Genomic DNA, 22,532 nt, shown 5'->3' on the forward strand with positions numbered 1-22,532 from the left:
TAATGGAATGTAAACTAAAAGTATATTTAATACGTTTAATCGCTATATCTAACCAGTTATAATATAATGGTACAGCCTTTGACTAACATACAGTATAACAATTTATTTAAATTATTTAACAATGGTCATGGGAGCATTAATTATAGGTTTAATTATCATCAATGTGGTAATAGCCATCAACAATACACAAAAACGCAAAGTATATTAAAAATATATTAATATATAAACTTTAAAGCAACGCTTTAAGCTTAGTTTAAAATATTAAATAAGCTTTGTGTTTCATGGTCGGCCAATTTTTGAAGCGGACCTGATGCCAGCATTTTCATCATCATGCTAAGCTCTGCGCCAATGGTGAATAAAATATCAGTATGGTCGTTATTGAAAGATAACGACCATTTTAGTTCCAGGTTAAACGGTGGTTTCTCGGCAGGTATGATCCTTATCAGCTGACCGGGCACACGCTCCTCAATTTTCAAAGCAAGTTTGGCCATATTCTGGATACTGAAACGGGCTTCATCCCGGGTGGATGTCCATTCCTGGATATTATCGGGCATCAGTTGCCGGTGATTGTTGAAATCGGCCAGGAAGTCGTAAACCTCTGTTAGAGGCTTGTTAATGCTTATCGTACTGGTGAATGTATTCATGGATAGATTTGATATTAGATTTGAGATTTGAAACAAATTACGCTAACGAACAATCTAAAAATCAGTGCAATCATCGAAATCAAAAAAATCAACGGTCTTAACTTGCAGCCATTTCGCCCCAGGTTGATGGGTTTTCGCGCCACTGCCTGAGCAGGTTTACATCTTTTTCGTTAATGAACTGATGTTCTTCCGCGTATTTAATGAGCGCGTTGTAATTTGACAGGGTTACGTATGGGCAGTTGGCCTGTTTAAAGTTTTCGTCGGCAATATCAAAGCCATAAGTAAATATCGCCGCCAGGCCCGCAACGTCATAACCTGCGGCACGCAGTGCTTCAACGGCCTGCAAGCTGCTTTTACCGGTGGAGAGCAAATCTTCAATAACTACAACCCGCTTGCCTGATGTAGTAGCGGCATCGCCCTCAATCATGCTGCCTGTACCATGCTCTTTAGGTTTTGAACGTACATAGATAAATGGAAGGCCTAATTCCTGGGCTACTAATGCACCTTGCGGTATACCTGCAGTTGCCACACCTGCAATGCAGCCAACCGACCCGAATTTATCCTGTATGGCTGCCACTAATTGCTGCCTGATGTAAGTGCGGATAGTTGGATGAGAAAGTGTAACGCGGTTATCGCAGTAAATTGGAGATTTCCAGCCCGATGCCCATGTAAAAGGATTATTGGGTTGTAATTTAATTGCTTTAATTTGCAGCAGGAATTCGGCTACTTGTTGTTCGATCTCATTATTAGTAAACATGGCTCAAAAATACAGAATTTATATTAACGAAAAGGTTATCCTGCTCACAGAATCTGAACCAAAGCATGCAGATAATTTTGAAAGGCTTGATGCAGAGACCTTTGACCTTAAAATTATATATACCTGGATCCTCGCTAATCCTAACAAACTGTTCTATATAAAAACAGCCAACGCTAAGGTGTATCTTAAAGCTGTTAAAAAGAATATTACACTTATTGAAGCGGCAGGGGGCCTGGTTATGAACACTAAGGGGCAATATTTATTCATTTATCGTAATGATAAATGGGACCTGCCCAAAGGCAAAATAGAAAAAGACGAAAAGGTAAAAGAAGCGGCGGTGCGCGAAGTAGAGGAGGAGTGCGGTATAAAAGTAAGCGAACTGGGAGAAAAAATTTGTAAAACATACCATGTATATGTTAACCGCGGCGAGGTAGTGCTTAAGAAAACGCATTGGTTTGCCATGACAAGTAGGGGTAAAGAAAAGCTAAAACCTCAAAAAGAAGAGGGTATTACCGATGTGCGCTGGTTTGAGCACCATCATATTGAACCGATAATTGAAAATACATTTCCATCCATAATGGATGTGTTGCACAAAGAAAAGCTGGTTACAAATAAGGTAATGCCTCTTTCGGAATAAACTGGCTCACATCGCCTTTATAGCGGATGATTTCGCGCACAATGGTTGAACTGATGGATGAATAGCCTGGCTTGCTTACAATAAATATGCTTTCGATGTCGGGTGCCAGCGAATGGTTCATCTGGGCAATCGCTTTTTCATACTCAAAGTCTGATACGGTACGGATCCCCCTGATCATGTAAGCGGCGCCTATGCTTTTGCAAAAATCGACAGTAAGGCCTTCATAGGCTATCACGTGGATCCGTTCATCATGCTCAAAAACCGCCCTGATCATTTGTTCGCGCTGCTCAACACTCAACAGCCCCTTTTTGCTGCTGTTTACGCCGATGCCTATGTAAAGCCTGTCAAAAAGCTCGACAGATCGTTTCACAATATCAACATGAGCTTTAGTAAGCGGATCAAATGAACCTGGAAAAAGGGCTATCTTCATGGAGTAAAATTAGCGATTAGTTGATTGGATTGCTTAAGTAAAAGGCTATTTTTTTGCCTTTTATCAGCATTATTTAATGGGCGACAGTAAATCTGACAAGATAAGCCATTTACCTGACCAACAAAACCTACATTAAACCAGCGAAGCCAACTGAGCATACTGTAAAAGCATAATTGTTTTGCCATCTTTTATTTCGCCGGTTTTTACCATTTGAAGGGCTTCGCTGAATGGCAGCTCTAAAACTTCAATATTTTCATTTTCGTAGGCGAGCCCCCCGCCGTCGCTAACTTTCATTTCTTTGGCATATTCAGCAACAAAAAAGTAAAGGATTTCGGTAACAGAGCCCGGCGACATATAAGCTTCAAAAACCTTTTTAACATCCGTTATTTTATAACCAGTCTCTTCCTCAGTTTCCTTACGGATGCAATCTTCCGGATTATCCTTATCAAGCAAGCCTGCACAACATTCAATTAGCATTCCATCGGGGTTGCCGTTGATATAGGTTGGCAGCCTGAATTGCCTGGTTAATATTACAGATGACTGTGTTTTATTATAAAGCAAAATGGTTGCGCCGTTGCCACGGTCGTAAGCTTCACGGCTTTGCACAGCGGTATTACCATCTTTTTCCGTAACCTCGTAAGTCACTTTTTTAAGGACGTACCAGTTATCTGATAAAATATCGGTATTAAGAATTTTGATCTTATTCATTTTATTTGATCGTTTATGATTAATATTGATTATTTTTGAACGAAAATAAGGTTAATAAAATGAACTTTCCAAAAAGAAAACAAAAAATAATTGAGCAGCTTAGTCAAAGCGGAGAGGTTGATATAAAGCAATTGGCTGCAGAACTGAATATTTCAGAAATTACAGCACGGCGCGACCTGAACCAATTAGCAGCCGATGGATTGCTTTACCGTACTCATGGAGGAGCAACAAAAGTTAATCCCCACGAAAAGCCACATAGCTTTGTGAATAAAAGCGCTCAAAACGCAGCTGTTAAAGATGCCATTTGCCGCAGGGCCGCATCGCAGATCACTGACGGGGATGTTATTTTTATGGATTGCGGGAGTACTGTTTTTAGGTTATGCCAGTTCATTAAAAACAAGAAGATAAAGGTAATAACAAATTCATTACCTGTAGTATATGAGTTGCAGGATTGTGCCGTGAGTGTTAACATAATAGGAGGGGAGCTGGATAAGGAGCGACAGGCTGTACATGGAACTACAGCTATTGAGCATATTCAAAAGTACAGGGCAACCAAAGCTTTTTTGGGCGTTGACGGTATCTCGGAAGCAGGATTGTTTGCCAATAGTGAACATGAAGCATCCATTACAACAGCTTTCGCCGCAAACAGTGCGTTTGCCTATATTCTGTGTGATGCCAGCAAAATAAGCAAGGAAACCTACCTTAATTTTGCAGGCTTAGATATCATCAACGCGATCATTACCGATGCAGATCCTGAGCGGTTAAAGGGCTTTAAAGAAAGCGGGATAGTTATTTTAGAGACGGATATCTAAACCGGTCTGAAAAACGAAAATGACGAATGCCCGTATTTTCTTTGTTCAACAAAAGCGGGATGATTACTCAAATTTTGCAGGGACTGGTGTTCAACAATCAACAGGCCATCAGGTTTAAGCAGGTTCTTTTCAAAAATAACTTTTGGCAAATCGGGAATCCTGTTCAGGTCATATGGCGGGTCGGCAAATATCAGGTCGTATTGTTCCGTTTCAATATTCAGGTATTTGAATACATCTTCGCGGTAAGTTTTTATTTGTGTAAGGTTATGCTGCCGCGAGGTTTCTTTAAGATAATTAACGCAATGAATACTTCTGTCGACAGATATAACTTCCGAAGCTCCGCGTGAAGCAAATTCAAGCGAGATGTTGCCGGTGCCACTAAACAGGTCAAGTACTTTAATGCCTTCAAATTCTATTTGGTTAAGCAGGATATTAAATAAAGCTTCTTTTGCCAAATCGGTTGTAGGACGAACAGGAAGATTTTTTGGCGGATTAAGCCTTAAGCCTTTTAAACTGCCTCCGATAATGCGCATAATGAAAGAGCCGCTATTGATAACACCCTGTGAGGTACAACCTCCGCGGGTAATTGTAATACCTGTAAATTATTGACTTCGGCCGCTTTGAAAAATTCGGCCAGGCGGCTTAGTCCTTTACTGTCGGCATCAATGTTACCGCTTACATATAAGCTGGTATATTTAGCTTCGAGGTTAAGTTCATTGGCAACCAGCACAGTAAAGTAAACCATTTCATCATCGCCGTTAAAATCAAATGAGTTATAGAAACGCAGTTTGCCGGATGCAAAATGAGCTATCTCCACCTTTTCTTTTTCAATATTGAGGTAAAGGCAATCGGTGCCGGGATTGTTTTGGGCAATGGCGGTTAACCAGCCTTTTGATGTAAAAACGGTATTACGGATGCCAAATTCTTCTGCGGTACTCACAATAGCTTCGCTGGTATTGTATACGATGATATTTTCCTTATCTAATACCTGGGCTATAACTTTGCTGTCGGCTTTCACATCCAGGAAACGGGCCAGGTTTGGCAGGCGCTCACCGCTAAACAATTCTGCAGGCACCAGTGTAAAGCTATGAGCAGGTAAACCGATAATCATTTGCCCGTATTTGGCCGACAGCAGGTCAAGCAATTCCTGCGGATCGCTTAGCTCATCAAATGGGTAATTTTCGGCCCAGGCTATTAGCTTGCCATTATTACTTATGGCGTACGAAAACGATTTGTCTTCAACCTGTATTAATAAAGTATAGTCCTCAGTTTTATCTAAACTGAAGTTATCATCGTGGTAAGTATAATTGTGTTCGTTCATACCGGTTTTAACAAAAGTAATATTTTTTGGCAGATACAGTAATTACCGCGGTACAAATTGGTATGCTGTTATAAAATACGGGTTAATATCATCAGGACGATAAATATCAAAATCGGCAACCCTACAGGCTTAGGATAATAATCGTTATCCGGAAAATATCTCCTGAAAAAAAACTGGCTTAGAATCAAAGCACCAATCAGCCCAAAACCTATGTTAAGGCCTGCTACCGAAAGCATTGCTGTAACCTGCGCTGGTGTTGGCTGGCCGCCTTTGGCCGTTACATTCATAGCATCAACAACCTGTTGCAGATTGACGCCCGAATGCATGATAACAAAGTAGGAGAGATAGGAAAAAAATAATACAAAGGCCAGCACCGCCGGAACTGCCTTTCTGTAACCTGCATTGTATAAATTGATAACCAGCAGCACCCCGCCAAATATCAGGTTAAAAAACGAAAACCAAAATATCGCCCTTTTGGAGTAAATATCTACATAATCGTCTTCGCTGTATTTTTCGTCCTCTTTGTTTTCGTCAAATTCCATGGCTCAAATGTAAAACTAATCTTACTGAATTAAATTACTTATCATCATTTTTGCAGGGTGTCAAGTCCCGATCATATCCGCCAGTCATTTCCGCATGAGCCAACAGGCCAGCAAACAGAGCTTTTTAGCAAACTGCATGCTTTTTTAAAAAGTACCGAAGGCGACGAATGCTTTATTCTGAAAGGCTATGCCGGCACCGGGAAAACAACTATAGTAGGCGCACTGGTAAAGGCACTGAGGCATTATAACTATAAAGCCGTGCTGCTGGCCCCAACCGGACGTGCCGCTAAAGTCATTACCAATTACTCCGGTCGCAAAGCTTTTACAATTCATAAGCGCATCTACCGTAAAAAATCGGCTTTAACAATCGATGATGGTTTTGCCCTTGCCGATAACCTGGCCAATGATACCCTTTTTATTGTTGATGAAGCCTCCATGATTTCGGATGAAGCAATGGGCAGCAATCACGTTTCTTTATTATTTGACTTACTTAGATACGTTTATAACGATAAAAACTGCAAGCTGATATTGGTAGGTGATACGGCACAGCTGCCTCCAGTTGGTGCTGACGATAGCCCTGCGCTTGACGTGCAGCTTATGGGCGATAAATTTGGCCTGTCGATATTCAGCTATGAGCTTACAGAAGTTTTGCGCCAGCAAAAGAATTCGGGTATTTTATTTAATGCCACCAATATCCGCGATCTGATCCGCGAGGAGATCATCGAGATTCCTAAAATTGTAACCAAGGGGTTTAAAGATGTTTTCAGGATGACCGGCGAACGATTGCCCGAAGGTTTGGAATATGCCTATCGCAAATACGGCTATGACCGTACGCTCATCATTTGCCGCTCAAACAAAAATGCCAATTTGTACAACGGGCAAATTCGAAACCGCATTTTATACCGGGAGGAGGAACTTACCGGCGGCGACCAGATCATGATAGTAAAGAACAATTACTTTTGGCTGCAGGATAAAGATGAAAATAGTACCGCGTTTATTGCCAACGGCGATATTGCCCGTATAGTAAAAGTACGCCGCACCGAAGAGATGTATGGTTTTCGTTTTGCCGATGTGCAGCTGGAATTTATTGACTATGCCGAAGATCCAACCCTCGATTGTAAGGTTTTGCTTGATACGCTCTATGCCGATTCGCCCGCGTTAAGCCAGGATGTTCAGAAACGGTTTTACCAGGAAGTAATGAAGGATTATGAACATTTACCTAATAAAAGGGCCATGCACAATGAGCTGAAGCTTAATCCTTATTACAATGCCTTGCAAATAAAATTTGCCTATGCAATTACCTGCCATAAAGCACAGGGTGGCCAATGGGATGCAGTTTTTGTTGATCAGGGGTATGTAACCGATGAGATGATCAATATGGATTTTTTGCGATGGTTTTATACCGCGCTCACCCGAGCTACCACCGAATTATTTTTGGTTAATTTCGATAACAGGTTTTATAAATTAAAGGAAGAATAACCTTCAAAGATAAATTTACTTTTATCAATATAATCTATTGATAATTAGATTTTTAATTACTAATATTAGCAATTAAAAATCTAATTATCATGAACCTAAACTTAAAACTCGAAAGAAAAATCAAAACCAAACAATCAACCATTGGCGAACTATCAATAAATGGTGTATTTGAATGTTTTATCCTGGAGGATGTTGACAGAGGGCTGAATAGCAAAATGACACTTGCTCAAATTGCATCAATAAAAATTAAAACGCAAACAGCCATTCCTACAGGAACTTATAATGTAGTCAAATTTTTCAGCCCCAAACACAACGAAAACCTGCCATTATTAGAGAATGTACCCGGTTTTGCAGGGATTGAAATTCATGTCGGCAATTTTGCAAAAGATACCGACGGCTGCCTTCTCCCTGGTGAAGATAAAGGCGCTGATGCTGTTCTGCATAGTACAATGGCTACAGCTAAACTCAACACAAAGATTTTTGAGGCCCTTAAGGCAGGAGGTACTGTGACCATTGAGGTTGTTTAATATAGCAAATTATAAATGCTTGAAGGTGAAATGACGCGTCTACGCCGTCATGCTGAGTGATTAAAATCCATGGACTATGAAGGTTAGATGACAAAGAGGGACTGTCAGTCTGAGCCTGTCGAAGACTCGTGTGCAGAGCCCAGCCCGCCATACTTCGACGGGCTCGTTATGACACCCATTTTTTAAGTGGTCATTTGAGAAGATTACCTTGGATAAACAAAGATTTATTTAATATCCTAAAACGAATTAACCACCGGCAAGGTGATCCTGAACGTTGAACCCTGTCCCTCGGTGCTGGTAACGCTGATAGTGCCTTTATGCTTTTCAATGATCTGGCGTACAATACTCAATCCAAGCCCGGTCGACTTTTCGCCGCGTAAACCGGCTCGGCCGGCTTTTGAAAATTGGTTAAAGATCTCCGGCAGCATACCGGCAGGGATGCCCATGCCGTAATCCTGAACTTCAATAACTACGGTATCATTTTGCTTAAGCAGGCGTACGTCTACATTATCCCGGTCTTTTGAAAATTTCACCGCATTGCTGATCAGGTTATCAATAACCCGGTGAAATTTTTCGTTATTTATGAGCGCATGGACAACACTTACCGAGCTACTGAACAGTACATTAACTTTATTGCCCAGCTGTAATTTCCATTCGCCCACTATGTTGTTAAGCCATTGGTTAAGCTCGATATCTTGAGTTTCAATAACCGCTATGTTCTCGTTTCGGGCTGCCTCCAGTAAATCATCAATAATACTCCGCGCTTTTACGCAGGATGCCTTCATCATATTGATGTTGTCTTGTGTCTCCTCATCTACCTCATCAAGTTCCATCATCATGGCAATTGATTCAACAGCAGCTATCGGGTTACGCAGGTCATGGGCAACCATACCCAACACCTGGTTTTTAAACTCGCTTGCTTTTTCAATTTCCGAGTTTTTTTCGCGGATCTCAATCACCTGAAAATAATAGTTGGCCTTGTAGGAAAAAAAGTACCTTGAGATAAAATAAAAGCCGGAAAGTAAGATAGCTGAGATCAACTGGTTATACAACATATCCGTAGCCGGCGTTTCACTGTAAAATAGCAGGGAAGTAAAAAAAAGCTCGATGGCAATAAGCAGCAATACGGTTTCATAGTATTCAAAAACAATTATCACGCTGATTAAGCTTAATGCAACAAGATATAAGGTGAGGGCATTACTCGGATTGGATGTGGCTATGAAGCTGGAATACATGCCGCAAACAATAATATAAAGCGCAAACAAAAATATAAGCAATGACATGCCTGTTGTAGCTTTTTTAAGGCTTTTGAAACTAACGATAAAAAGGTTACTGGCTATCAGGAAAACGGGAGTTATAATAATGAAAACCCAGTTGCTGAAATTAAACTCGGGAAAGTTTTGAGCTTTGGTTAAGCTAATGGGGAATATAAGATAAAGGATCCTGATAATTACATTAAGCAATAAAAATACTATACTGGCACCCCTTATGGCCACCAGGTTTTGGTAAGTATAATGCAAACGGTATTGCGACCGGTATTTTACCGGGAGACTGTTAAAAAAGAAATGGGTGTTCAATTAAATTTTATGGATTAAACAAAATTATAAAAATATTTTCAAATAATGTAACAGAAATGTGACAAGGTATAATTAACCCTTTTACTAAATATTCGGTCAATGAAAATATAAGCCTATTTTGATGAACCTTGATTGTTTTTTAAAAAAGGGACAAGTATAATTTACACATCATAAAACCAAAATCACATGTTAATGAAATCTCTTAAATCTATCGCAATTCTCATTACTGTATTAACAACTTTTTCCTGCAGAACTGTTGAAAGGGCTAATCAGAAAGAAATTAAACCGTTTGTTGGCTTCTGGAAGGATACAACCAATCCGGGATCTCAAGTCGTATTCAGGTCGGACGGCAGCTTTTATAACATTGCAAAAGAAAATAATGTGCAGATCATTACACACAGCGGTACTTTTAAAGTCTTGTCCGACAGTATTTATGTATTAACGATTACAGACGCGAGGCCCAACGCGACATATGATCTCAAAGGAAGGCAGTATGCCAATTATTACACGTTAAGCAGCGATAGAAAAACGATGAAGACAAGTGGCGTGGTTGACGGAAGAAATGGCGGAAAAGGGCTTGCCTGGACCTGCAATTTAGTTAGAGTTGATAAATTGGAGAATTAAACCCGCCGCCAGCTGGCTGACTAAACCTCATCACATTATAGCCCTCCATTTATAGACAACAAGAATTGCAAACTCGCAATTGTTTTATCCGTTACACAGTATTTCACTAACAGACAAGCCCACGCCTGTCTGTTAGTGAGGTGTTTGTTAAGCTCATCTGATCTATTTAGCGTCCTTAAACATCGCCATTTGACGCATACTTTTGTTATTGTTTTAACGTATTAAACGACAAATTGCCTCGTACTATTGTTAATAGTAATGCCTAAATTGCTAATAATTATGGCAAAGTGTCATTGTGGTTTAATTTTAAATGACAATTTTTCACTATGGATACTATGGCCGATAAATTGATCAACAATGAGTACTATGAATTTTAACAACTTTACCATAAAAGCTCAGGAAGCCGTGCAGAAGGCTTCTGAAATTGCTGTTGGTAACCAACAGCAGGCAATTGAGACCGCACATCTGCTTAAAGGCTTGTTGCTGGTTGATGAAAACGTAATTACCTACTTACTAAAAAAACTAAATGTTAACCTGAACAGGTTAAACGATACGTTAGATGCGCAGATTGCATCGTTCCCCAAGGTAAGCGGCAGCAACGTATACCTTTCGTCCGAAGCAAATTCTGCTTTGCAAAAAGCGTCGGGATATTTAAAGGAATTTAAAGACGAATTTGTATCTGTTGAGCATGTGCTGTTAGGCATTTTAGCCGCCGGTGGTGCGGTAAGCAGCATCCTGAAAGATTCGGGTGTTAATGAAAAAGACCTAAAAAAAGCCATTGTTGAACTCCGCGGCGATAGCAAAGTAACTGATCAAAACGCCGAAGCTACCTATAACGCCCTTAACAAATATGCCCGCAATTTGAACGAATATGCAGGTTCGGGCAAGCTGGATCCGGTTATCGGCCGCGACGATGAAATTCGCCGGGTTATCCAGATTCTGTCACGCCGTACCAAAAACAACCCGATTTTGGTTGGCGAGCCCGGCGTTGGTAAAACTGCCATTGCCGAAGGAATAGCTTTCAGGATCATCAAAGGTGATGTACCTGAGAGCCTGAAAACCAAAGTGGTATACTCGTTGGATATGGGTGCACTCATTGCAGGCGCCAAATATAAGGGAGAGTTTGAAGAACGGTTAAAAGCAGTTGTAAAAGAGGTTACCCAAAGCGACGGGGAGATCATCCTTTTTATTGATGAGATCCATACGCTGGTAGGTGCAGGCGGGGGAGAAGGCGCTATGGATGCGGCAAATATCCTGAAACCGGCCCTGGCCCGTGGCGAGCTTCGTTCAATTGGTGCTACTACCCTTAATGAATATCAGAAGTACCTTGAAAAAGATAAAGCTTTGGAACGCCGTTTCCAGAAAGTAATGGTAGAAGAACCTGATGCTGCTGATGCCATATCTATTTTACGTGGACTGAAAGAACGCTATGAAACCCACCACAAAGTGAGGATCAAAGACGAAGCGATCATCGCCTCTGTAGAAATGTCACAACGCTATATTTCCGACAGGTTTTTACCGGATAAAGCTATCGACCTGATGGACGAGGCTGCATCAAAACTTCGCCTGGAAATGGATTCGGTACCGGAAGTGGTTGATGAACTGGAACGCCGCATTATGCAGCTTGAAATTGAGCGGGAAGCCATCAAACGTGAAAAAGACGACCGCAAGGTTGCCGAACTAAGTGAGGAAATAGCCAATCTGTCACAACAGCGTGATTCATTACGTGCCAAATGGAAAGGCGAAAAAGACCTTGTTGACGGCATTAATACTAAGGTTGAGCTGATTGAAAACTATAAACTGGAAGCCGAACAGGCCGAACGAGCGGGCGATTATGGTAAGGTAGCCGAATTACGCTACGGTACTATAGTTGAAGCCCAGGCCGAAGTTGAAAAGCTGAAAGCTGCTCTGCTTGAAAACCAAAGCGACAGCCGCATGCTGAAGGAGGAGGTTACCGCCGATGATATTGCCGGTGTAGTAAGCCGCTGGACAGGCATCCCGGTAAGCAAGATGATCCAGAGCGAGCGCGAGAAATTGCTCAACCTTGAAGATGAATTGCACAAACGTGTGGCAGGACAAGAAGAAGCTATTGAAGCAATAAGTGACGCTATCCGCCGCAGCCGTGCAGGTTTGCAGGATAAGCGCAGGCCAATAGGGTCGTTCATATTTTTAGGTACAACCGGTGTAGGTAAAACCGAGCTGGCTAAGGCCCTGGCCGAATACCTGTTTAATGATGAAGGCGCGCTTGTGAGGATAGATATGAGTGAGTACCAGGAACGCCACGCTGTTTCAAGGCTGATAGGAGCGCCTCCGGGCTATGTCGGGTATGATGAAGGCGGACAGTTAACTGAGGCCGTTCGTCGCAAGCCTTACAGCGTGGTACTGTTGGATGAAATTGAAAAAGCTCATCCTGATGTATTTAACATCCTGTTACAGGTATTGGATGACGGCCGATTGACCGATAATAAAGGCCGTGTGGTGAATTTTAAGAATACTATCATCATCATGACCTCCAACATTGGTTCAAACATCATCCAGGAAAACTTCCAGAACCTGGAGGACGAAAACCGCGATGAACTGGTGGCAAAAACCAAAAACGAGTTGTTTAACCTGCTAAGGGTTACCATTCGTCCGGAGTTTTTGAACAGGATAGATGAGATCATCATGTTTACCCCGCTTAACCGCGATGAAATTCATGATATAGTTAAGCTACAGTTTAAACAGGTACAGCAAACCCTTGCCGAAATGGGTGTAACTATTGAGGCATCCGACGAGGCTTTGGATTGGCTGGCGCAATTAGGTTATGATCCGCAATTTGGTGCACGTCCGTTAAAACGTGTTATCCAGAAAAAGATCCTGAACGAGTTGAGTAAACAGATCCTGGCGGGTACAGTTGATAAAGACAGCGTTATTAAAATAGATATGTTTGATAACCAGTTCGTGTTCCTGAACTCGGCCAAAGAAGCTACGGAACCGGCTAAATGAGCTGTAAGACTTATGAAAGCTAAAAGCAAAACGCATAAGGCTTAAAGCTAAGTATTGGTATAATAGAAAAAGGCGGGATAATTTGAAGTGCCCCCGAAAAGTTAGACGAATTTAATTATTATTAATATGATGAGCTCGATATTTTATCGGGCTCATCCCTTTTAGATTCAGTTTGATTCTGTCGTTGTTGTAGTAGGTGATATACTCCTCTATCTCTTGTTTAAGTTCATCGATGTTATTGTATTTTTTCAGATAAAACAGTTCTGACTTAATGATGCCAAAGAAGTTTTCTATAATAGCGTTATCAAGGCAATTCCCCTTTCTTGACATGCTTTGTTTAATTCCATGCTGCTTAAGTCTAAACTGATATTTTTTCATTTGATATTGCCACCCCTGATCTGAATGCAGGATAAGTTGAGAGCCGGCGCCCACTTTCTTAAAAGCTTCATCCAGCATATTTGATACTTGTTTGAAGTCAGGTGACTCAGATAAGCTATAACTGATGATCTCTCCATTAAACAATTTAATAACGGGCGACAAGTAAAGCTTTTTGTCCTTAACTTTGAATTCAGTAATGTCGGTAGCCCACTTGAGGCAAGGGCGATCTGATGTAAAATTCCTTTGCAAAAGATTAGGCACTATAGTACCTGTCTCACCTTTGTATGAGCGGTACTTCTTACATCGGATCAGTGACTTAAGTCCAACTGAGGCCATGATCTTCAAAACAGTTTTATGATTAACGACTACTCCCTGGTTCCTCATTTGTATGGTTATCCTACGATATCCGTATCTCCCTTTATGCTGGTGATAGATCTTTTTGATCTGCTCGCGAGCATCATCATGCTTATTTAATACCGACTTGGTCTTAAGATGATAATAGTAACTACTTCTGGCCATCTTCAAGATATCCAATAATATATCTAATGGATATTTGTGCCTTAACTCCTCAATGGCTAACGCTTTTTCTTTTGCGTTTCTTTTGCTTGAGCTAAGGCTTCGAGCTTTTTTAGCAACTCATTCTCGGCTTTTAGATACAGGTTTTCTTTCTCAAGTTCTTCCAGCCTGGTAAGCGGTGGTGTTTTCTTAGATAGGTTATCTTTCTTCATTAGCTTCGGTCGTCCTCGTTGTTCCCTTAGGCCATGTACTCCCAACAGTTCGTACTTCTTTACCCAAGACAGTACAATACTCTCGGTAGCGATACCATACACGGAACAGCAATCTCTCAAAGATAAGCCTCCTGACTGATAACTTTCAACTACTTTTAGCTTAAACTCAGCAGGTTGGTATAACCTTGCTTTAGGCAGCAATCCCTCTTCTCCGTAGGTTTGGTACCGGTCTACCCATCTTGTCAATAAGGATCTCGACAAACCCCATCTCAAAGCTACTGCTGTAAGTGAACATCCACTTAAATGTTCTTTAACTACTTTGTCTTTAAAAATCGAATCGTACCTCTTATTCATAAAAATGTCCCCAAAATAGTGTCTAACTTTTTGGGGGCAGTGTAAGATGATTAGCCTTTTTTGTTATAAAGAGTGGCTTACCGCCTGGTCGGCCAGCTCATCAATCCAGCTCGAAAGGTAGGGCTCCGTACCATCAATCCTGATCCATTCACCGTCCCCATCTTTGGCAATCACTAAATGTAACGTGCCATCTATTGATGTAAACTCATAAGCGTTTATGTGTCCCGGGTGGATTACCTGTTGCGCTGTGCCTTCAATCATGCTATCGGTGCCCGTAAGTATGGCATCAAATTGTTGTTTCATGGTGTTATAGTTTATTAACCTAACATAGTTTGGGCAATTTCTGTTTGCGCCGGTGTTAAGCCGGCGGCCATGTTATTTGTTTTTAGACTGATAAAATTGTGTTTAAATTTAAGGCAGTTAAAACTTTTAATACACGAGTTACGTTTTGTTAACAATTATAAACCATGAATAGAAGGCTCAGTACAAAATATTTCCAGGTATCGCAAAGGGTATGGGGAACTAAACTATTATTTGTTAACGTTTACATGATCGCTAACCGTCCCGGTGCTGCCAAAGGCTGGGTTTTGGTGGATACGGGGTTAAAAGGTTCGGCCAAAAAAATCATTGCTATGGCCGAGGAACTTTTTGGCCCGGGAACCAGACCTGCGGCTATTGTGCTTACACACGGGCATGCCGACCACGCAGGAGGCCTGGCGGAGCTTTTGGAAACCTGGAATGTACCAGTTTATGCCCATGCACTTGAATTGCCTTACCTAACAGGCCTGTCATCATACCCGCCGGCCGATCCATCACTAACCGATGGGCTGATGAGCCTTTTGTCGGTATTTTTCCCTACATCCCCCATAAACCTCGGTACTAAAGTAAAAACCATCGATATGGAGGAAGGGATCCCCGAACTGCCCGAATGGAAGATCATTCACACCCCGGGACATACGCCGGGGCATATTTCACTGTTTTTGCCAATAAATTCGACCCTAATAGCCGGGGATGCGTTTTCAACTACAAAGGCCGAATCAGCTTTATATTCTTTTAGCTCACTTAAAAAGTTAACCGGACCGCCGAGGTATTTCACTACCGACTGGGAAGCCGCCGCTCAATCGGTACGCCGGCTTGCCGCGCTTGAACCACGCACGGTGGCAGCGGGCCATGGCCCTATAATGCGCGGCCGTGAGCTGCATGATCAACTACATGAACTGGCCGATAACTTTGAGCAGGTTGCAATACCTGCAAAAGGCCGTTATGTAGGGCACCCGGCTGTTGCCGATGAAATGGGCGTAACATATATCCCACCTTATGTAAGCAGCGGCATTTTAAAAGCAACTGTTGGCATCGCAGCTGCACTCGCTACATTTTTTATTATAAAAGGATTGCAAGAATAGAAGCAGAATCCCATCGGTTTGTGCTTACTTTTACCGCATGGAAAATTTAAAACCGGATCCTAAAATTCTCATCGATATTGTACAGACCAAAATGCCTTACGGTAAATATAAAGGCACTATTATAGCTGATATCCCGGTATCATACCTGGAATGGATGGCGGGTAAGGGTTTTAGTAAAGATAAAATGGGCATGTTGCTTTCAACCACATTTGAGATCAAAACAAATGGGCTGGGCGAGATCTTGTATATGGTGAAGAAACAAGTTCAAGCCCCCCGGCCCCCTAAAGGGGGAGGATTCTGATCAAGTTTCTCACACGTCTCCATTAAAAAAAAGAAGCATTACTCGTAACGTTTCTTTTTTATGCCGATAACTCCCCCTTTAGGGGGTCGGGAGGCTACAACCGGTTAAACCAACCCTTCTTCCAAAATACAAACACCTGTATTATGGCTATCAAAAACATAAATACGATAGCGTAAATGTATCCATGATGCCAATACAGCTCGGGCATGTTATCCGGTAAAAGGTGGCCTTTATCGTCCTGGCGGGAAAAATTCATCCCATATATACCGGCTATAAAAGTAAGCGGTATAAAGATCACGGAAATGATAGTGAGCACTTTCATGATCTCGTTCATGCGGTTACTTACCATGGATAAGTATAGATCAATAATACTTGATGTTACTTCCTTATAGTTTTCAATAAGGTCCATGGCCTGGATGCAATGGTCGTAAGCGTCGCGTAAAAACAATTTAACTTCAGACGTTATTAACGGACTTTCAGACCTGATCATGTCATTGATCTTATCCCGCTCGGGCCAGCTGGCACGGCGTACAACAATGAGCGTACGTTTTAGCTGCTGAGCATTAAACATGATGGTTTTATCGGCGCTGAGGTAAAGCTTATCTTCAAGGGCATCCAAATGATCGCCAATCTCGGCAAGCAGCACAAAGTAGGTATCAATTATAGTGTCAGTAAGTGCATAACACATATAACCGGGCCCGGCGGTACGGATGGCGCCCTTCCCGGCTTTTAATCGGGCTTTTACAGCATCAAAACGTTCGGTATGATCTTCTTCAAAGCTAATGATGATATTATCTTTTATAATAGCCGAAAACTGGCAGTTAATGATCTCGTTATCCTTATTGAATTGAACGATGCGGCTGGTACAAAAGGCATAATCCTCGTATTCATCAAATTTGGGGCGCTGGTGGGTATTGGCAATATCTTCCAATACCAGCGAATTGATATTGCAATGCTCCCCAATTTGCTCAATCAGCGAAGCATCGCCCAAACCATTAATCTTGATCCAATGCGTATGATTATCACATTTATTTAGCTGTTTTAAGGCTGTTTTTATATCCTTGCCCTCGCAGGTTACTAACTCATCCTTATTGTATGAGTAAACTGATATAATGGGTTTCAGTGCATCCTCGGCTACCCTGATAGTACCCGGTCTGTCACCTACATTTCCTGCGTGTTTGTGTTTTTTAAGACGCAGGCGTTTAAAGTTGCCATTCATCTACAAATAGTTTATGGTTTGCGGGCCCTGGTTAAACAGCAGATCAATGATACTCAGGTTTTTCATAAAGCCCCTGCGGTCTTCAAATACCTGGAAATAGGGTTTCTGCTGCATTTCGCTTTCTTTTTTAGGATGGATAGAAAACCGAAAATCGTGCAGGTTAGGATATTCGGGCTGGTATTCATCCGTGTAATTTAATTCTGTTTTTATTTTGGTGAGTTTAAGCAGCAGGTTCAAAAGCTCCTGATTATAATCAAACAAGTAGGTGATTTGTTTTTCATAAAAAGGCGCAAAATCATCTTCATAAAACTCAAAATAAGCCGAACGGCGATAGCAGGCCTGCAGGCTTTGCCAGTGCAGGCGCTGCCACATAAAATCATAACTTATTTTTACGTCTTTAACTTTAGTGTGATTTTTTGAACCTTTAATTACCGGCACCACCAACGCCAGCACACCATCGGGCGAGTAGATATTAGCCCGGTTGCGATAAGTTTGTTTGGGGAAATGTTCTTCTCTTTCTATCAGTATATCAGGTTTGTACGTATTTAACTGTACAAAATAATCTACCGGCGGAAGATAAAACATGGGTAACACAGCGCCTTTTTCAATCATATATTTTATGTTTGTGCTCAAAATTGGCTAAAATAATGATAAAAAAGGGTTTTACTAAGTTAGGGATATTAATTTTATACCTTATATCGCTGCTTCCCTTTTGGTTTTTATACATTTTATCCGATATCGCTTTCATTATTATTTACTACATTATTCACTATCGCCGTGATGTAGTGCAGCAAAATCTGCGCAATGCCTTTCCCGAAAAAACAGACCGGGAGCGCTATGATATTGAACGAAAATACTATCGCTACCTGGCCGATCTGATTGTGGAGACTATTAAAATGATCACCGTATCAGAAAAACAGATCCAGAAAAGGGTAGTGGCTACCAACTCCGACCTGGTGTTTGAATACTTTGCTAAAGGTAAGAGTATTATTGCAGTTGCCGGCCATTATTGCAACTGGGAAATGGCGGCCCTCAATTTTAACTTTGTTACCGATAAAAGGTTCATGATCATTTACAAAAACCTGTCTAACAAAACGTTTGATAATTTTTTCATTAAGATCCGTTCAAGGTTTGGTGGACAGCCGGTTGCCATGAAGCAAACATTGCGTAAAATGATTGAATACCGTAAGGAACTTACCGTTAGTGTGCTTGTTGGCGATCAAACCCCTGTGATGCATGAGGTAAACTATTTTACCAATTTTTTAAATCAGCCAACCGCAGTATTTTTGGGTATTGAAAAGATTGCCAAAACAATTGACGCCGCTGTTGTTTTTTACGACATGAAACGGATAAAACGTGGATATTATGAATATACCCTAATCCCGCTTACCGAAACACCAAAAGAAACTGCCGAACACGAAATAACAGATATGCACGTGAAATACCTTGAGGGGATGATCAGGAGAGAACCGCAATACTGGTTATGGTCGCACCGGAGATGGAAGTTTAAGCCGGAGGATTTACATAGATGACCCATACCCCTAAAGTTGCTGTAGTTATTTTAAACTGGAACGGCATAAAGTACCTTAAACAATTTCTTCCTTCGGTATTATCCTCAACGTGGCCCAACTTGGAGATCGTAATGGGTGATAACGCCTCTTCTGATGATTCGGTGGAATTTATGCTTGAGCATTATCCATCGGTAAAGATCATCCAAAATGATAAAAACTACGGTTTTACAGGAGGTTACAACCGGGTGCTGGCCCAGGTTGATGCTGATTATTATATCCTGCTTAATTCGGATGTGGAGGTAATCCCCGGCTGGATTGAACCCGTTATCGAATTAATGGAAAGCGATAGCTTAATTGCTGCTGCTGCTCCAAAGATCCGGTCGTATGCTCAAAAAGATTCTTTTGAGCATGCCGGTGCTGCCGGTGGCTTTATTGATAAGCACGGCTATCCTTTTTGCCGCGGCAGGATCTTTTACGAGCTGGAAGAGGATAACTGCCAATATGAGCAATCGGGTGAAGTGTTTTGGGCATCGGGGGCATCGTTGTTCATCAAAAAAAGCATCTGGGATGAAGCCGGTGGCTTTGATGAAAGCTTTTTTGCCCACATGGAAGAGATTGACCTTTGCTGGCGCTTAAAAAACATGGGCTATAAAGTAATGTACTGCGCGCAATCAACCATATATCACGTTGGCGGCGGTACATTAAATGCCGAAAATCCGTTTAAGACCTATCTCAATTTCAGGAACAACCTATTGCTTATAAAAAAGAACCTTCCATTTTGGCGGGCGTTTTGGGTGATCAGCATCCGCTTTATAATGGATCTCCTGGCTTTGTTCAGGTTTTTGATGGAAGGTAAACGCAAAGATGCCTGGGCAGTAAGCAGGGCCCATCAAAGCTTTGTGTTAAGCCTGTTTAAGAAGGTTAAAGGCGAAAGGCGAAAGGCGAAAGGTAACGCGGTACAAAACACAAAAGGCATATACAGGGGCAGTATTGTTTGGGATTTCTTTGTGAAAAAGAAAACCCATTTTACTGATCTTGATCCTTCGGAGTTTTAACATCATCTGTACCCCGTTTCGGTTCTGCCGCGTCGCCTATTCCCGGCGCTTCTACTTTAATAGGAGGCAAGCCTTTTGGCCATATTACACGCACATCCTGCTGGCGGAATGGTATGTCGATACCGGCTTTATTGAAGGCATCATAGATATCGGCTAATACACGGCTTTTAAGCCCAAGCCAGGTATTGATATCAGCCGCCCAGAAAAACACCCTGAAATCAACCGAGCTTTCATTTAAGTTATGCAGAAATACTGAAGGCGAAGGCTCTGTCATGATGTCTTCATGATCACGGAGCAAGCTGATCAGAACCTCTTTTACCTGTTCAATATTTGATCCATATGCTACCCCAATAATCAGTTCAACCCGGCGGTTATTATTGCTTAATGTCCAGTTAATTACGTGGTGGGATATTAAATCGCCGTTAGGGATAATTACCTCCGCGCCATCGGCAGTAGCAATCTTGCTGGCGCGAATGCCGATATCCATAATGGTGCCCGAACGGCTGTCTACCTCAATAATATCCCCAACCTGGATAGGTTTCTCGAAAGCCAGTATCAAACCCGATACGAGATTGTTAACGATATTCTGTAAGCCAAAACCAATACCAATACCAAAGGCACTGATTATGATGGTAATCTTATCAATAGGCACACCTGAAGCAGCAACGGCCAGGAAAAAGCCTAAAGCTATCACCCCGATGCGGATAAGCAGGGTAGAGGTGCGGTTCTTTTTCTTGGCAACGTCAATATCATTGGCATGCTTGGCCGCAATGTCATAAAGATAGCTGATGATCTTTGACGCGATAGATGACAGCCAGATCACGGCCACAAATATGATCACACTTTGAAACGTAAATTGGGTATTGGTACCACCGATGCTACGGTTTTTGGTCAGAAAATCGCCCAGGTAATCAAATACGGTATCTTCAACGTTCAGGTTTTGGGTAAGCATTACCAGCCACAACAAAGTAGCCAATATGCTCAGCACACTCCTGAACTTATTTTGCATTAATTTATAATCTATAAAAGAGGTAAGATTATTGCTCTTTTTACCGGCTTCCAATTGCAGGAACAAGGCCTCCATAATGATATGCACTATATAATACATAGCCAGGGCAAGCCACAGGTTATATACCACGCTAACACCGATGATCTTGGCTAAACTCACCCTGCCAAAAACATTGCATAAAAAAGATGAGGCCTGCAGAAATATGAAAACCTTCAATATAAAGCCGGTATAAGGCAGGTAATCAGCCCTGGCTTTGCGCACTTCTGATAAAAACCTGAAACTTATTACCGATGCAGCCAGGCCTAAAATCAAAATAACTACCCTGTCGATATTGGTTATCTGGATATAAAGATTGCTCAGGCTGTAAATAATAGTGATGCCAAATAGCTGCAGCATGTAACGGAACATGGTTGCAGGGCATGCCTTTTTTACGAGGTAAAGCAGGGCGATCATCAGCACCAATAAAAACATCTCCAATACAATTACCGGTGGGTGATCATAAACGTTAGGCAGCAACGTAAAAGTTAAAACAATTGAGGATACAAACGGATAATTCACAACGTAATTGGCTTGGCTAAACACACTTTCGGGCGTATCGTTATCACGTATGATCCTGCGGCGACTGGCACGAACCCAGGCGAAAAATACTAATAACACCACTAAACCCGCGAGGTGGATCAGAATACCCCTGCCAATGAAAAAGTTAAAAAGCTTGGCGTTCATATTGGCAGTAGCTTTTGTGGCCATACCAAAATCGTTGCCTTCATCGGCGTCCATGCTCCAGATGTTGTTATATTCCTGCGACATGGCCCTGATACTGAAATCCCTGATCTTGGTATCAATCTGATCTTTAAGGTCGAGTATCGTAATGTAAACAGCCGAGGTGCGGTTTTGCAGCAGGCCTACCTTCACCATTACCTTTTTGTTGGTAGTGTCCAGGCGGTGATATTTGCTGTCGATAGCTATTTTTTGGATAAGGTAGGTTGTAGCCAAAGAACTATCGGCAGGCAGGATCTTTAAAACACTGTCGCGCGATATGGCATCCAGATCGTTTTGATTTTGAACAAGTTTACTGTTGATATCGGCAAGCTGCTCCTGCCAAAGGTCAAGCTGGTCATCACTGCGGGTAAGCACATCCCTGATAGTATACAGGTACCTTAACGTACTTGATTTATCATTATCAATAAGCGATTTGATGAGCGTAATCCGCCTTTCGAATGATGGCAGCTTAGTGCTGATCTCTGCCGTATCTAACTTTTTTGACAGGTTGCTTTTGATCTGATTAAAGGCAGAGGTATAATATTCAACCTTTTGCAGCAGGTTATTGACCGATGTATCCGAGCGTTTGAGCGCCCGCATCATCGAATCGCGCGAAAGGATGGAGGCGCGAAGCGAGTCTCTTACCGATCTTGGCTTCTTCTTTTTGGTTTGGGCAAAAGTATTAACACTGCTTAACAGTGTAACAAAAAGCAAACTTAGCGCGGCAACTCTGAATATTTTAAGCATCTGGAACAATAAGCTGAAAGCAATG

Annotated in this window: 24 protein-coding genes; 10 read left to right on the top strand and 14 right to left on the bottom strand. The window is 41.8% G+C overall.

Annotation, left to right across the window (positions count from 1 at the left end; translation table 11 throughout):
• Positions 1–248: 248 nt before the first annotated feature.
• A complete protein-coding gene (locus tag MusilaSJ_RS03180) occupies positions 249–644 on the bottom strand; it encodes an SRPBCC family protein (protein ID WP_188832305.1) in 396 nt (131 codons plus the stop codon).
• Positions 645–741: 97 nt separating this feature from the next.
• Positions 742–1,401, bottom strand: coding sequence for an orotate phosphoribosyltransferase (pyrE, locus tag MusilaSJ_RS03185; RefSeq protein ID WP_091164523.1), 660 nt, complete (start codon positions 1,399–1,401; stop codon positions 742–744).
• On the opposite strand from pyrE, the gene MusilaSJ_RS03190 reads away from it, so the two are divergent.
• Complete coding sequence (locus MusilaSJ_RS03190; RefSeq protein ID WP_274988632.1) at positions 1,400–2,038, top strand: NUDIX hydrolase; 639 nt, start codon at positions 1,400–1,402, stop codon at positions 2,036–2,038. The genes pyrE and MusilaSJ_RS03190 overlap by 2 nt on opposite strands.
• Here the strand turns inward: MusilaSJ_RS03190 and coaD are convergent.
• A complete protein-coding gene (coaD, locus tag MusilaSJ_RS03195) occupies positions 2,007–2,468 on the bottom strand; it encodes a pantetheine-phosphate adenylyltransferase (RefSeq protein WP_274988633.1) in 462 nt (153 codons plus the stop codon). The genes MusilaSJ_RS03190 and coaD overlap by 32 nt on opposite strands.
• A 132-nt stretch (positions 2,469–2,600) precedes the next feature.
• Positions 2,601–3,176: a GDP-mannose pyrophosphatase NudK gene (gene nudK, locus MusilaSJ_RS03200; RefSeq protein ID WP_274988634.1), complete on the bottom strand. Its 576-nt coding sequence runs from the start codon at positions 3,174–3,176 to the stop codon at positions 2,601–2,603.
• 59 nt (positions 3,177–3,235) lie between these two features.
• Between nudK and MusilaSJ_RS03205 the strand changes: the two genes are divergently transcribed.
• On the top strand, positions 3,236–3,988 hold the full coding sequence (locus MusilaSJ_RS03205; protein ID WP_274988635.1) for a DeoR/GlpR family DNA-binding transcription regulator: 753 nt from the start codon (positions 3,236–3,238) through the stop codon (positions 3,986–3,988).
• Here MusilaSJ_RS03205 and rsmD read toward each other — a convergent pair.
• From rsmD to MusilaSJ_RS03220, 3 genes are all read right to left on the bottom strand, one after another.
• Entirely contained in the window at positions 3,985–4,521 is a 537-nt protein-coding gene (gene rsmD / locus MusilaSJ_RS03210; RefSeq protein WP_274988636.1) for a 16S rRNA (guanine(966)-N(2))-methyltransferase RsmD, read from the bottom strand. The two genes, MusilaSJ_RS03205 and rsmD, sit on opposite strands and share 4 nt — an antisense overlap.
• Entirely contained in the window at positions 4,497–5,309 is an 813-nt protein-coding gene (locus MusilaSJ_RS03215; RefSeq protein WP_274988637.1) for a DUF3822 family protein, read from the bottom strand. The genes rsmD and MusilaSJ_RS03215 overlap by 25 nt, the downstream gene beginning before the upstream one ends.
• A gap of 68 nt (positions 5,310–5,377) precedes the next feature.
• Entirely contained in the window at positions 5,378–5,851 is a 474-nt protein-coding gene (locus MusilaSJ_RS03220; RefSeq protein ID WP_274988638.1) for a hypothetical protein, read from the bottom strand.
• 57 nt (positions 5,852–5,908) lie between these two features.
• On the opposite strand from MusilaSJ_RS03220, the gene MusilaSJ_RS03225 reads away from it, so the two are divergent.
• Together MusilaSJ_RS03225 and MusilaSJ_RS03230 are read left to right on the top strand one after the other, a co-directional pair.
• Complete coding sequence (locus MusilaSJ_RS03225) at positions 5,909–7,330, top strand: ATP-dependent DNA helicase (protein WP_274988639.1); 1,422 nt, start codon at positions 5,909–5,911, stop codon at positions 7,328–7,330.
• 89 nt (positions 7,331–7,419) lie between these two features.
• Complete coding sequence (locus MusilaSJ_RS03230; protein WP_274988640.1) at positions 7,420–7,857, top strand: DUF5675 family protein; 438 nt, start codon at positions 7,420–7,422, stop codon at positions 7,855–7,857.
• 236 nt (positions 7,858–8,093) lie between these two features.
• Here MusilaSJ_RS03230 and MusilaSJ_RS03235 read toward each other — a convergent pair whose 3' ends face one another.
• Entirely contained in the window at positions 8,094–9,434 is a 1,341-nt protein-coding gene (locus MusilaSJ_RS03235) for a sensor histidine kinase (RefSeq protein WP_274988641.1), read from the bottom strand.
• Between the two features lie 192 nt (positions 9,435–9,626).
• On the opposite strand from MusilaSJ_RS03235, the gene MusilaSJ_RS03240 reads away from it, so the two are divergent.
• Together MusilaSJ_RS03240 and clpB are read left to right on the top strand one after the other, a co-directional pair.
• Positions 9,627–10,058 carry a DUF4488 domain-containing protein gene (locus MusilaSJ_RS03240; RefSeq protein WP_274988642.1) on the top strand — a complete coding sequence of 144 codons (432 nt, stop codon included), beginning with the start codon at positions 9,627–9,629 and terminating at the stop codon, positions 10,056–10,058.
• Between the two features lie 366 nt (positions 10,059–10,424).
• Positions 10,425–13,043: an ATP-dependent chaperone ClpB gene (gene clpB / locus MusilaSJ_RS03245; RefSeq protein WP_274988643.1), complete on the top strand. Its 2,619-nt coding sequence runs from the start codon at positions 10,425–10,427 to the stop codon at positions 13,041–13,043.
• A gap of 111 nt (positions 13,044–13,154) precedes the next feature.
• On the opposite strand, the gene MusilaSJ_RS03250 is transcribed toward clpB, so the two are convergent.
• From MusilaSJ_RS03250 to MusilaSJ_RS03260, 3 genes are all read right to left on the bottom strand, one after another.
• A complete protein-coding gene (locus MusilaSJ_RS03250; protein ID WP_274990434.1) occupies positions 13,155–13,994 on the bottom strand; it encodes an IS3 family transposase in 840 nt (279 codons plus the stop codon).
• Between the two features lie 2 nt (positions 13,995–13,996).
• Entirely contained in the window at positions 13,997–14,503 is a 507-nt protein-coding gene (locus MusilaSJ_RS03255; protein WP_274988644.1) for a helix-turn-helix domain-containing protein, read from the bottom strand.
• Between the two features lie 63 nt (positions 14,504–14,566).
• Complete coding sequence (locus MusilaSJ_RS03260; RefSeq protein ID WP_274988645.1) at positions 14,567–14,806, bottom strand: hypothetical protein; 240 nt, start codon at positions 14,804–14,806, stop codon at positions 14,567–14,569.
• Positions 14,807–14,970: 164 nt separating this feature from the next.
• On the opposite strand from MusilaSJ_RS03260, the gene MusilaSJ_RS03265 reads away from it, so the two are divergent.
• Positions 14,971–15,906 (top strand): MBL fold metallo-hydrolase, encoded by a 936-nt coding sequence (locus MusilaSJ_RS03265; RefSeq protein ID WP_274988646.1) that lies wholly within the window; start codon positions 14,971–14,973, stop codon positions 15,904–15,906.
• A gap of 37 nt (positions 15,907–15,943) precedes the next feature.
• Complete coding sequence (locus MusilaSJ_RS03270) at positions 15,944–16,207, top strand: DUF3820 family protein (protein ID WP_274988647.1); 264 nt, start codon at positions 15,944–15,946, stop codon at positions 16,205–16,207.
• 94 nt (positions 16,208–16,301) lie between these two features.
• Here the strand turns inward: MusilaSJ_RS03270 and corA are convergent, their stop codons facing one another.
• Entirely contained in the window at positions 16,302–17,426 is a 1,125-nt protein-coding gene (gene corA / locus MusilaSJ_RS03275; protein WP_274988648.1) for a magnesium/cobalt transporter CorA, read from the bottom strand.
• Positions 17,427–18,038, bottom strand: a complete 612-nt coding sequence (locus tag MusilaSJ_RS03280; protein ID WP_274988649.1) for a WbqC family protein — start codon at positions 18,036–18,038, stop codon at positions 17,427–17,429.
• A 35-nt stretch (positions 18,039–18,073) separates the two neighbouring features.
• Here MusilaSJ_RS03280 and MusilaSJ_RS03285 point away from each other — a divergent pair, with 35 nt between their 5' ends.
• The gene (locus MusilaSJ_RS03285; protein ID WP_274988650.1) at positions 18,074–18,958 is read left to right on the top strand and encodes a lysophospholipid acyltransferase family protein; all 885 of its coding nucleotides are present in this window, start codon (positions 18,074–18,076) and stop codon (positions 18,956–18,958) included.
• Complete coding sequence (locus tag MusilaSJ_RS03290) at positions 18,955–19,992, top strand: glycosyltransferase family 2 protein (RefSeq protein WP_274988651.1); 1,038 nt, start codon at positions 18,955–18,957, stop codon at positions 19,990–19,992. The genes MusilaSJ_RS03285 and MusilaSJ_RS03290 overlap by 4 nt, the downstream gene beginning before the upstream one ends.
• Here the strand turns inward: MusilaSJ_RS03290 and MusilaSJ_RS03295 are convergent.
• A complete protein-coding gene (locus MusilaSJ_RS03295; protein ID WP_274988652.1) occupies positions 19,964–22,507 on the bottom strand; it encodes a mechanosensitive ion channel family protein in 2,544 nt (847 codons plus the stop codon). The genes MusilaSJ_RS03290 and MusilaSJ_RS03295 overlap by 29 nt on opposite strands.
• Positions 22,508–22,532: the final 25 nt, after the last annotated feature.

This window comes from Mucilaginibacter sp. SJ, assembly GCF_028993635.1.
GTDB lineage: Bacteria > Bacteroidota > Bacteroidia > Sphingobacteriales > Sphingobacteriaceae > Mucilaginibacter.